The organism is Methylobacterium iners (assembly GCF_022179305.1).
Lineage (GTDB): Bacteria > Pseudomonadota > Alphaproteobacteria > Rhizobiales > Beijerinckiaceae > Methylobacterium > Methylobacterium iners.
Map to the genome: position 1 here is coordinate 1 of NZ_BPQP01000068.1, position 10,102 is coordinate 10,102.

A 10,102-nucleotide genomic window follows, 5' to 3' on the forward strand; every position below is an offset into this window, starting at 1 on the left:
CTTCTGCCCTGATGCGGATCGAGGCTTTGGCGCTCTCGTGATCGGATAATCGGCACCACCGTGGAGGGACGGTAGGGATCGATCACGCTGCCCATCGTTGGAGGACCGTTCGGCTACGGTGAGGTTCGCCACCCAGGCAGGCCGCCAACCGTCCGAGACGGTCTGCGCACCGATCCACTCCCACAGCAGCGCCAGAGCGAGCCACCGTCGCTCGCGGGCAATGGCCTCACTGTCAGTGTCGAGAGCCCTGACGAGATGCTGCTGCCCTACGGTGGCTACAAGATGCGCCGGAACGCGAAGACGCACGTACCAGCGTCCACGACGACGTTGCAGGTAGTCAGCACGACGCAAACGCTGCCCCCGCTCCCCATACGGCCACGGTTACACAGTGTCACCAAGTGGGTTAGGAACGAGCGCTAAAAACCGTTATTTCACAATAGTTTATGGCTAAATGGCGGAGGGAGCGGGATTAAACTATCCGCTCCAGCGTCTCCGAGCGGTTTCATGCTCGTTGGAAACCCATTGTAACGCAGGCGTTTAGCTTGCCAGGCGCAAACCATCCTGACCATATTCGCTGCCAGATACTGCCTCGCTGATAGGGCAGATGATAGGGCAGCATTCGGATAGCACGCGCACTGAACCGCCTCTCCGCTCGCTTCATCGCCACTGCGGTTGAGGCCGGACGGTACGCCGATGGCGGCAATCTCTACTTCTCCATTTCACCTAACGGCGGACGCCGGTGGGTCTTCCTGTTTCGGTGGCGGGGGAAGCCAACCGAAATGGGACTTGGCTCGACCCGCGACGTGACGCTGGCCAGGGCGCGGGAGAAGGCCGCCGCGGCTCGGGCACTCGTGGCCGAAGGCCTGAACCCGATGGAAGCCCGTGAGCAGCAGCGGGCCATTCCTACCTTTGGCCAGGCGGCTGACGCCCTGATCGCCGACATGGAGCCATCCTGGCGCAATCCAAAGCACGTCGCTCAGTGGAAGATGACGCTCACCGAGTATGCCGGCCCTATTCGTTCGAAGTCGGTCGATGCCGTGAGCACCGACGACGTTCTGCGCCTCCTTCGCCCGATCTGGCAGGCAAAGCCGGAAACGGCTGCACGGGTGCGTGGAAGGGTAGAGGCCGTCCTCGACGCCGCGCGAGCTCAGGGACACCGCTCAGGCGAAAACCCGGCCCGCTGGCGTGGTCACCTCGACAAGCTGCTGCCACCGCGGAAGGTGCTCGCCCGCGGTCACCACGCGGCAATGCCCTATGCCGACGTGCCAGCCTTCGTCGCTCGCCTTCGGGACAATCCCACCATTTCGAACCGCGCTCTCGAATTTACGATTCTTACGGCCGGCCGATCCGGCGAGATCATGGGCGCGACCTGGCCAGAGATCGACGTCGCCAAGCGCCTTTGGTCGATACCAGCCGAACGAATGAAAGGGAGCCGCCCGCATCAGGTGCCTCTCACCGATCGAATGATCGAGATCCTCGAGGAGATGCGGGAGCGCGGCGGGATCTTCATCTTCCCCGGTGCGAAGCCGGATAAGCCCCTGTCGGTGATGGCCCTCACGATGGCGATGCGGCGCGCCGATGCTGGCCAGTTCACCCCGCACGGCTTTCGGTCTGCGTTCCGGGATTGGTGCGGGGACGAAACTGAATTCCCCCGCGATGTGGCTGAGGCCGCGCTTGCGCATGCGCTCAGAGATGCGACGGAAGCAGCCTACCGGCGAGCAACCGCGCTCGAAAAGCGGCGTGCCCTGATGATAGCGTGGAATGCATATGTGGCGGCAGAGCCGGCGAGCAACGTGATCCCGCTCCGAGCCTCACAAAACGCATAACGCCGTGCGCTAACCTTGACAGCATAAGACAACAGTGCACATATGATGACACACGGCAGCAATGTCGTTTCATCAATGACGCAATTGTGCGTCGCCTTTCAGGACAGATGACCAAGCCCGCGTGAAGCGGGAGCACTCGCAGCAGCGGGTGTTTGGTTTGTCCTGAGGCGCGTGCTGCTGAGCCGCCTCGTTTTCATCGAGGTGTGCCAAATGGCAGCCCCTACTAAACTCATTTCTCCTAAGACCTTCGCCGAACGGCTGTGCCTGTCTCGTTCCTCAATCTATCGATTGATGGATGACGAGCCTGGATTTCCGCGACCTGTAAAAATTGCGGTCAAGCGCATCGCGTTCGTGGAGGCGGAAGCCGAAGCGTACATCGCTGGCCGCATAGCTGCGCGAGGCGACGTCGCTCCTGCCTCTCAGGCTAGCTCTGTTAGTCGCGGTTAGGCCGCTCCGTGCCGCGTTCCAAGCCTCCTCAGACTTCCGTCGCCCATGGATGGTCAGCCGTCGGGAGTTTCACGGGCAAACGGCTGGACCAGCTTCACGCGATGTGTCGCGATCCTCGGGTTGCCGATTGGCAGTTTCGGATAGCCTTCCGCATTTCGCAGCAGGTCGACGAGGCGACGGGCGTCGCGATCATCTCCGACGAAACTCTGACGGACGAAGTTCCAAGGACGGACGTCGGGAAGCTCCGGCGATGCCGAAATGCCCTTGAGGCAATTCCATGGTGGCAGGTCACCCGAGGCAGTCGCGGTCGTGCTTCTGTCTATAGGTTTTTAAATGGCGCGATTGATCCGATCACTGAGGTGATGGCCGCCAAAAGGGAGAAGCGAAACGAGGCGCGCATTGAACGGCTGAAGAGATCCGTATCCAGCGTCATGGGGGGTAAATCTGACCCCCTTCAACCAACCAATGATGATGCGGATAGGGGGGTAAATCTCACCCCCTATTTAGGGCCTCAGGGGGTGAAATTACATCGTGTCAGCCCGGTAACTTTGCCCCCCCTTCACCCTGAACATCACCCTGAGTCTGGGGCATTCGGTACGGTTCAGGATGTAGCTACAGGGGTTACTGCTGAAGATCCCTTTGATCGATCCGGCTGGGATGAAGAGGACTGGCAGGCCTTCTACGAGGAGTGTGCCGGGATCCTCGAATTCGATGGCGGCTATTCGCGTGTCGACGCCGAAAGCATGGCCGGCGCCGAAATTAGCAAGATGCGAGCGATGGCCTGAGGAATTCCCCGCCGCTACCTGTGGCGTGTGCAGCGTGCCGGCGCATCCAGAAACAAGTCGGCCGAGGAAGCCCCTGGCAGGGCCCCTCAGCCTCATCACCACGAACCCGCTGAGGAACGAAGATGATGTCACCAACGTCTACCACGAGCCGTCACCGGCCGGTAAATGCCAATCCGAATGCCAACCACCAGAGCATGCTTGCCTCGCTCGAGGATCGTATCCTAGGGCTTGAGAGCTGGGGTCAGGTGCTGATGCATCTCGGGAGCTCGGCAGACCTGCTCAGGCCCGACGCGATCGCCATCATCGGTCAAGCGGTGTCGCGCGCTTCCGAGTACCTGAAAGACGACTGGACGAACGCGCAGGCGCATTGCGTGGCGGAGGCGCGAATCTGATGGCCGAGCACCACACGAACCGCCGTACCGTGCTCAGCGCGGCCGCCCTCCCTTTCGCTGCCATTCCAGACTTCTCATCGCCAGCCCCCGATGTGCCCAGGATCGACGACGATGCTGAACTCATTAGGCTGTGCCGCGAGCATGGACGATATTGGAAAATTGCCTGCGATTGGACCGTCAGTCAGGAGGCCTCGGATGCAGCGACCGAGGAGACATCTCGGCTGTGCCGCTTGATCGCCTGGATGCCGACAAGAACTCGTGTCGGCCTGGCTCACAAGGCTCGCGTCGCGGCCGTTGAGAGCGGATTTGGTCTGCGCCTCGCTGGCCGATTCCACGAGCCGTTCAAATACGATGACAAGATGCTCGTATTTGGATTGCTGGCGGAGCTGATCGAAATGCGCGGACCCGCTCTATCGGCTTGAACAACCGGTTATGAAGCTGCGGTAGCTGCCGCAGTTTCATCGGCCGAGTGTAATCTTGCCCGGCTCGGAAAAAGCAGAGGTGCCAGCACTCGCCTCCTTGATCAAAGGAGTACCGCCTGATCTGACGCCTTTGCACGGGACCTATCTTCTTCCTCGTAGGGTTGGGCCATCGACAGAGGCGCGCGTCTTTTCCGTTCAGCGCCCTCTGCGAGAGGTGCATCGTGAGAGGCTTCGTCAGTTCGGTACTGCTCGTGACGGCGGCCTGTATGCCGCTCAGCGTCACGGCTCAGGACGGCCCTCCCACACCTCAGCCAGGGTCAGGATCCGGCAAACCAGCCAATCTGTGTCAGGAACTCGTCGCGTTCGTCCGGCAGCCTGAGACTGCCAAGAAGGCCGACCCGCAGCCAGCGCAGCTCGCCACGGCGGTGCAGGCGCCCAAGGCGAACAGTCCCGAGTCCCAGCCACAGGCACAAGGGACCGCGCAGCAGACGTCCGGCCAGTCGGGGCAGATTACTTCGTCTGGTCCCGGCGCGGCAGGTCCACAGGGCAGCACGCAGAATGCGGCGGCTCCCTCCGGGGCCACAGCGAACGTTGTTCCCGCCGCGCCAGCACCTCAGGCGGGACAGGCTCAAGCGGCAGTCGCTCCGTCGGTCACTCCCCTTGCTCCTGTGGCGCCTAAGCCGACACAGGAAGCAGTCGAACAGGTCGAGGCGGCGGCCCGTGGGAATGACTTGGGCGCCTGTCGTAACGCGACCCAGCAAATGCGGCGGGCTGGTGTAGGCCTGCCCCCGCCCTTGCTGGCGTTAGCAGCAATGAACCTGAAGCTCCTTGAGGCTGCCGCACAGCAGTAAGCTTCGGCCTGATCGTGTGAGCAGAGCTGGTAATGACGGCTGTCTCCCGCCTTGGTACGTAGGCGGTTCGCCATCAGCTTCTGGGACCGGAGCGATGGGGTAAGCATGGCTAAGACGAAGGGCTGGCGTGGCAGCGACCCCGCAGATCACTGCCCACCAGTCTCAATGCTGAAACCGCGAGGCAGACCATTGGACTTCCTGCGAACCGGAAGGTCCTGGCCGCTGCGGGAGACTGCCGCGTCCTATCTGACCGATGCTCGCTGTGACGGCGCTGTCCCGTCATGCAGCAAGTATCCCCGGCCCCAGACGGTCTCGATGTAGTCCTTGCCACCCGAGGCGACGGCGAGCTTGCGACGCAGCTTGCAGATGAACACGTCGATGATCTTCATCTCCGGCTCGTCCATGCCGCCGTAGAGGTGGCCGAGGAACATCTCCTTCGTGATGGTGGAGCCTTTGCGCAAGGCCAGAAGCTCGAGCATCCGGTACTCCTTGCCCGTCAGGGGGACGATGCTCCCCGCAATGGCGGCGGTCTGCTGATCGAGGTTCACGCTGAGATCACCAATCGTGACCAGGGACTCGGCGTGGCCCTTCGAGCGGCGCACGATGGCGTGGATGCGGGCGACGAGCTCGTCCTTGTGGAAGGGCTTGGTCAGGTAGTCGTCGGCCCCGAAGCCGAGACCCTTCACCTTGTCCTCGATGCCGGCCATGCCCGACAGAATCAGGATCGGTGTCTTGACCTTGGCGACGCGGAGGTTCCGCAGGACCTCGTAGCCCGACATGTCGGGCAGGTTCAGGTCGAGCAGGATGATGTCGTAGTCGTAGAGCTTGCCGAGATCGATCCCTTCCTCACCGAGATCGGTGGTGTAGGTGTTGAAGCTCTCGGACTTGAGCATCAACTCGATGCTCTGCGCGACCGTGGCGTCATCCTCAACCAAAAGCACGCGCATCGACGGCATCCTCACAAAGGAGGCTGTCTTAGACGCTCATGGATAACGAGCTGTTAAATGACTCCTGGCCCGGGTGCTTAGTACGCCAAGTTCCTGTCCTGATACTCGTGGGCGGGAGAAGCCGGTATCTCCGATTTGGGCAGGCGGTGAAGGTCGCTCTTAATGACCAGCCAACTGCCGCTTGCCATCCTATCCGCGAGCCAAGTTGCGTACCGGCTCACCTGTGAGATGGACGGCCACCCCGCCAGCCCGTGATCAAATCGGGCGGCGGGGCCGCTTGGTCGCCAAGTCTCGTCTGCCCTACCTAGCCGGCATGACGAACGATCTGACCCTCGACGATCTACTCAAGACGAAGCTCGTCGTTGAGGAGGACGTAACACGGGCGGTCCAAGCCGCTGTGGCTGGCGACAGAAGCAAAGCCTACGCGATCGGCAATTACACGCTGGATCTCGATGCAGCCTTCAAAGCGCACGAGGTAGCCAGCAAGGCGCTCTCAAATCCGCAAGCGACACTGGCTTACAGGTGGAACATGGCCCGAGCGGCAATCTTGCTGGCGCGGCCGGTATAGGACTTGCGCAACAGATCCTTAGCGCGGCGCGTGCCAGTGCTCTGGGATGTTGTCTACCGCACCATCTCAGGCCGAGACCAAACCCGACCAAGCCACCTCCAATCGGGCTGAGGTTCGCAAGCGCTGCTTCATGGCCGCGACGATCACGTTCAACAAGGGTCTGACCAGCCAAGAATGCGTCATCCGCAACACCTCGGAGGGCGGGGCGCGCATCGACATCGATCGTGCCGTCGCTCTGCCGACCCACTTCGAGCTCTACATTCCCATCCAGCAGAAGCGACTTCAAGCCGAGCTGAGGTGGCGCTCCGAGAACGAGGCTGGCATCCAGTTTCGTCGCGAGGATAAGGCGTCTGAGGCGGAGTCGACGCAGGAAGAGAGTGCCGCGTTGCGCCGTCGGATCAAGGAACTTGAGGCGGAGGTCCTGCGCCTGCAAAACAGGATCCTCCAGCTCACCGACGGCGCGATCTAGCCTGCACGCTGTCCGGGCGCTTACTCGGCCCGAGACTGGAACGACGAGGTTGGCTTTTCGCCTTGTGCGCCGACCTGAGTGCTGGCGAGCCGGAACCAGGTCCAAACAACACAGCCATCGGCGTCGCTAAGGCGAGCCTGGCCGGGTGTATCGCCCAGAGTGTCAGCGACGATTAGGGCTGCTTGGCGCGCAGCTTCGGCAAGGGATGAGGCTGAGACCGAGACGCAGTCCGTCCACCGCCCCGTGCTGGGAGCTTGCAGGCTGACGGCCAGCTCATATGCCGGCATCGAACGGGCTCTGCCTGCGAGGCGCAGCAAGTTCGGTGTCTATGGCTGAACGCACCGCTTGCGCAGCGTGGCGCGGCATCAGAACCGAAGCGGAGGTTCCATCCGCGCCTTGCATGTGCAGCACAATGGTGTCGCCACCATCGATCGTCTCGGCTCGCACGAGTGCGCGCGCGGACAGGATCGTCGTGGCACTATCGACCTTGTGAAGCACAGCTCATCCCCCAGCATGCACCAGATGATCTAGCCTGGATCCGTTTCATAACCGTTCGCGAGCAACTCAATCCCGCACACCAGTGTTTGCGCCCGAACACGAGGAACGATGATCGGATTGGAGACAGCGCCGCATGCTCGTTGAGGCCACAAAGCTTCACGCCGACGGCTACGCGCTTGTGGTCTACGACCCGCCCGCCAAGGGACTTCCCTGGTTGGCGGTGTGCCTAGGCCCGGAAGGGCGCCTGATTGCTGCCGCCGCGTCGAGCACCGCAGAGGCAGCGCGTTCCAAAGTGGCTGATCTCCTAGTCGAGCTCGACATCAAGCCGCTGATCAATGACCGGCCGGTCCACTGACAAGAGCGCTACTGCGAGATCACTGTGTCGGAGGAACTTGGGCCAACGCCCTCGGGCACGGGAATGTCGCTGCTGGCGTAATGGGCGTTGAGCATAAGGTTGGGGCCGTCGTAGAGGTTGATCACCCGGGCCACGATCACCGTGTAGGCGGATTGGTCGGCGATCGGCTTCTTCGAGTCGATGATCAGGCGGCCGGCCGGCAGGTAGATCGTGCCCAGCAGCGTGCGCGCCTCGTCGCTGATGATCCGGTACTCGCGCCAGGGTGAGGACGTCGGCAGAAGCGAGCCCAAGACGCCGGAGACTGTGCGAGTGACCACGCCGAGTAGGCGTGGCACCGCGCCCTTGCCGCTGAGCGGCAGCGGCAGGGCCACGGGGCTGAGGATGTTGGCATCCTCGAAGAAGAGCAGCCCCGACATGACGCCGTCCTTGGGTGCGGTGAGGCTCACCACGCTGTCTTGGTCAAACAGCAGACCAGCGCGATCGCCTGAGAAGTAGAAGCCCGTGTTCGTGCCCTTGAACGAGGACATCCTGTCGACGACGAGCGGTCCATCCTTGATGATGTACACGCCCGGTCGGAGACTCACCTGCGCCCCGTTCGTGACGTGGAGGCCGCCGCAATAGGTGCCGGGGTCGAGCGTCACGGTGCCGCCGCTGACCACGTTGGCGCCGTAGGCAGGGTTGTTGTAGCCCGGCGCTCCGGGTCGCGCGCTCATGTAGGTCGGCAGCACGACGCACGGCCCGGCTGACGGCTTGGCCCGGTCAGCAAGCGGGTCCTTCAGCGGCGGGCAGCCGGTGGCTGGCGGTGGCGTGAAGTTCGCGCTGCTGCCCTGGTAGCCGCCCGCCGTGCAGGTCGAGAGCGAGACGGCAAGCGCGCTGTTCTCCGCCTGGATGCCGGCTGAGTTCATCGAGTTCGAGTAGAGCGAGCAGTCGGTTGCCGTAATCCGAGCGGCGCTCTCCAAGTGGAAGGCGGCCTGCATGGCGGGATCGAGCGCGAGCAGGCAGAGGCGGGTTGTTCCGGCGAGCTTAGCGGTCGATTTTACGACGAGTTCGATGCTCGGCACGTTCAGGAGCTTGCCGAAGGCGAGCGGCACGCTCTCGCGCACCGTCACCTTGACCGAGGAATGGTTGCCCAGCACCTCGGCCTGGACCTGGGTGACGCGGTTGGTCGAGCCCTGCGCCTGGCCCTGGGCCATGGCGATCGCCGCGCGGATGGCGGCCGCGTCGTCCGTGTTGGCGAGCTTGAACTGGTTGACGCCCGCGATGCTGCCGCCGTCGGCGGCGCGCTGCAGCTCGGTGCGGCGCTTGACCAGCGAGCCGTATTCCAGGGCGGCCGACGCAAGACCCACGAGGACGGGCAAGCCCAGACCGAAGATGAGGAGGACGTTGCCTCGCGTGTCACGCATCCACGACTGCAGCATGCGACCCATGTCTCGCACTCCTCCCTTGCAGAAGGTGATCGCGTGCCGAGTGCTGCAAATGTCTGAATCGGTTCGTGGGAAAGCCGAGGTATCAGCGCATTCGACCGAGTTTATCCGTTCAATTTGCGCGCAAGATCGGCTGCTCGTCGAATTTGCGCTCGGGTCAACGCCTCGGTCCGGACGTACAAAGCCAAGGCGATCTAGTCACCCTCAGGCTCAAACCGTCCGACAAGGCGCCGAGCGCACCACAGTTCGATTGCATGCCCATCGACCATGCTTTTGGCGATCGCTGATGCTGCATCGTCGCCGTAGGCCGTGAAGCCGATGATCTCGACGGGTTGCCCCTCCTGCGACAGGATCAGAACGCGATAGCGCGGCGGTTCAGCGTCCCTGCTGTCTTCGCCCTCGCCAGACGCGTCGCCTGCCATCGTTGGTGCCCTTACGTGTGATGGCACAAGGCGCCTTTCGCACCTGCGAAACAATCCCATCGCGACCCCTACCTCGAAAAAAGTTCACGGGTCTGTGATCGGAAGGGGCGGTTCAGGCTTTGGACGCAAGGCTTTGATCGCTGACGGAGAACCTCATTGCGCTGAGAACAGGGTCCGGCTTTGGTCTTCTGGTGCCGTGAGTTACGTCTTGCACCTAGGCTTGCTCGCACCGGCCCAGGAGCCTTCCTGCAGTGGTCAAGAGCGAGCCGAACCGCTCGATTCCGCCAAGATAACCCATGATTTGCGAGGACTGCAGAAGGAAGCTGCAAGGCCTGAACGCTACCGCACCTCGAAAGGCGACGTCACACGACGAGGGGATGATGCGGCGCTTTCGGATCGGGATCCAGCTTCTCGGGGCCTTTGCTGGGCTTGCTGGCCTCACCGTCTGGAGCACCCTCGTCTACCTTCCGCGCAAGAGCCTTCGAAGCGGCATGCGACGGCTTGGGCTGATGCGAGCTGAGATTGGCTAGCCTCGCTGGCTCGGTCTTGCACCTGCCTCACTCGTCATCGAACCAAGCGCCCTAGCAATCGACCTGTCGCACGGACGATTGATCAAGATGCCTTGCGGTCAAGAGCGATTTCATTCCTTTGAGGCAGCAGCAACATTTGCGTATCAATTGATTGATTAACGATGAC

General features: G+C 62.4%; 13 protein-coding genes. 8 read left to right on the plus strand and 5 right to left on the minus strand.

The window, feature by feature from the left end; translation table 11 throughout:
- Positions 1–351, minus strand: a 351-nt coding sequence (locus MFF55_RS27220; RefSeq protein ID WP_373874843.1) for a DUF6538 domain-containing protein, incomplete at its 3' end; no start/stop codon positions are given.
- Between the two features lie 308 nt (positions 352–659).
- On the opposite strand from MFF55_RS27220, the gene MFF55_RS19970 reads away from it, so the two are divergent.
- The 5 genes from MFF55_RS19970 (at position 660) to MFF55_RS19985 (ending at position 3,872) form a co-directional block, all read left to right on the plus strand.
- Positions 660–1,826, plus strand: coding sequence for a tyrosine-type recombinase/integrase (locus tag MFF55_RS19970; RefSeq protein ID WP_306421466.1), 1,167 nt, complete (start codon positions 660–662; stop codon positions 1,824–1,826).
- A 210-nt stretch (positions 1,827–2,036) separates the two neighbouring features.
- Entirely contained in the window at positions 2,037–2,273 is a 237-nt protein-coding gene (locus MFF55_RS27225) for a helix-turn-helix transcriptional regulator (RefSeq protein ID WP_373874844.1), read from the plus strand.
- 101 nt (positions 2,274–2,374) lie between these two features.
- The gene (locus MFF55_RS19975; RefSeq protein WP_238245861.1) at positions 2,375–3,058 is read left to right on the plus strand and encodes a hypothetical protein; all 684 of its coding nucleotides are present in this window, start codon (positions 2,375–2,377) and stop codon (positions 3,056–3,058) included.
- Between the two features lie 245 nt (positions 3,059–3,303).
- Entirely contained in the window at positions 3,304–3,450 is a 147-nt protein-coding gene (locus MFF55_RS19980; protein ID WP_238245862.1) for a hypothetical protein, read from the plus strand.
- On the plus strand, positions 3,450–3,872 hold the full coding sequence (locus MFF55_RS19985; protein WP_238245863.1) for a hypothetical protein: 423 nt from the start codon (positions 3,450–3,452) through the stop codon (positions 3,870–3,872). The genes MFF55_RS19980 and MFF55_RS19985 overlap by 1 nt, the downstream gene beginning before the upstream one ends.
- Before the next feature lie 1,093 nt (positions 3,873–4,965).
- Here the strand turns inward: MFF55_RS19985 and ctrA are convergent.
- Entirely contained in the window at positions 4,966–5,670 is a 705-nt protein-coding gene (ctrA, locus tag MFF55_RS19990) for a response regulator transcription factor CtrA (RefSeq protein ID WP_238245864.1), read from the minus strand.
- A gap of 313 nt (positions 5,671–5,983) precedes the next feature.
- Here ctrA and MFF55_RS19995 point away from each other — a divergent pair, with 313 nt between their 5' ends.
- Together MFF55_RS19995 and MFF55_RS20000 are read left to right on the plus strand one after the other, a co-directional pair.
- A complete protein-coding gene (locus MFF55_RS19995) occupies positions 5,984–6,238 on the plus strand; it encodes a hypothetical protein (protein ID WP_238245865.1) in 255 nt (84 codons plus the stop codon).
- Between the two features lie 46 nt (positions 6,239–6,284).
- Positions 6,285–6,707 carry a PilZ domain-containing protein gene (locus MFF55_RS20000; protein WP_283206775.1) on the plus strand — a complete coding sequence of 141 codons (423 nt, stop codon included), beginning with the start codon at positions 6,285–6,287 and terminating at the stop codon, positions 6,705–6,707.
- Positions 6,708–6,980: 273 nt separating this feature from the next.
- Here MFF55_RS20000 and MFF55_RS20005 read toward each other — a convergent pair whose 3' ends face one another.
- Complete coding sequence (locus MFF55_RS20005) at positions 6,981–7,205, minus strand: hypothetical protein (protein ID WP_238245867.1); 225 nt, start codon at positions 7,203–7,205, stop codon at positions 6,981–6,983.
- 133 nt (positions 7,206–7,338) lie between these two features.
- Here MFF55_RS20005 and MFF55_RS20010 point away from each other — a divergent pair, with 133 nt between their 5' ends.
- Positions 7,339–7,560, plus strand: a complete 222-nt coding sequence (locus MFF55_RS20010) for a hypothetical protein (RefSeq protein WP_238245868.1) — start codon at positions 7,339–7,341, stop codon at positions 7,558–7,560.
- Between the two features lie 8 nt (positions 7,561–7,568).
- Here MFF55_RS20010 and MFF55_RS20015 read toward each other — a convergent pair whose 3' ends face one another.
- Positions 7,569–8,987 carry a pilus assembly protein TadG-related protein gene (locus MFF55_RS20015; RefSeq protein WP_238245869.1) on the minus strand — a complete coding sequence of 473 codons (1,419 nt, stop codon included), beginning with the start codon at positions 8,985–8,987 and terminating at the stop codon, positions 7,569–7,571.
- Positions 8,988–9,178: 191 nt separating this feature from the next.
- Positions 9,179–9,406 carry a hypothetical protein gene (locus tag MFF55_RS20020; protein ID WP_238245870.1) on the minus strand — a complete coding sequence of 76 codons (228 nt, stop codon included), beginning with the start codon at positions 9,404–9,406 and terminating at the stop codon, positions 9,179–9,181.
- Positions 9,407–10,102 lie beyond the last annotated feature (696 nt).

Bases quoted from the DNA above. Each gene is read 5' to 3' on its own strand.
- ctrA (WP_238245864.1), bottom strand. From the start codon at position 5,670: ATGCGCGTGCTTTTGGTTGAGGATGACGCCACGGTCGCGCAGAGCATC.
- MFF55_RS19975 (WP_238245861.1), top strand. From the start codon at position 2,375: ATGTGTCGCGATCCTCGGGTTGCCGATTGGCAGTTTCGGATAGCCTTC.
- MFF55_RS27225 (WP_373874844.1), top strand. From the start codon at position 2,037: ATGGCAGCCCCTACTAAACTCATTTCTCCTAAGACCTTCGCCGAACGG.
- MFF55_RS20015 (WP_238245869.1), bottom strand. From the start codon at position 8,987: ATGGGTCGCATGCTGCAGTCGTGGATGCGTGACACGCGAGGCAACGTC.
- MFF55_RS19995 (WP_238245865.1), top strand. From the start codon at position 5,984: ATGACGAACGATCTGACCCTCGACGATCTACTCAAGACGAAGCTCGTC.
- MFF55_RS20020 (WP_238245870.1), bottom strand. From the start codon at position 9,406: ATGGCAGGCGACGCGTCTGGCGAGGGCGAAGACAGCAGGGACGCTGAA.
- MFF55_RS19985 (WP_238245863.1), top strand. From the start codon at position 3,450: ATGGCCGAGCACCACACGAACCGCCGTACCGTGCTCAGCGCGGCCGCC.
- MFF55_RS20000 (WP_283206775.1), top strand. From the start codon at position 6,285: ATGTTGTCTACCGCACCATCTCAGGCCGAGACCAAACCCGACCAAGCC.
- MFF55_RS20010 (WP_238245868.1), top strand. From the start codon at position 7,339: ATGCTCGTTGAGGCCACAAAGCTTCACGCCGACGGCTACGCGCTTGTG.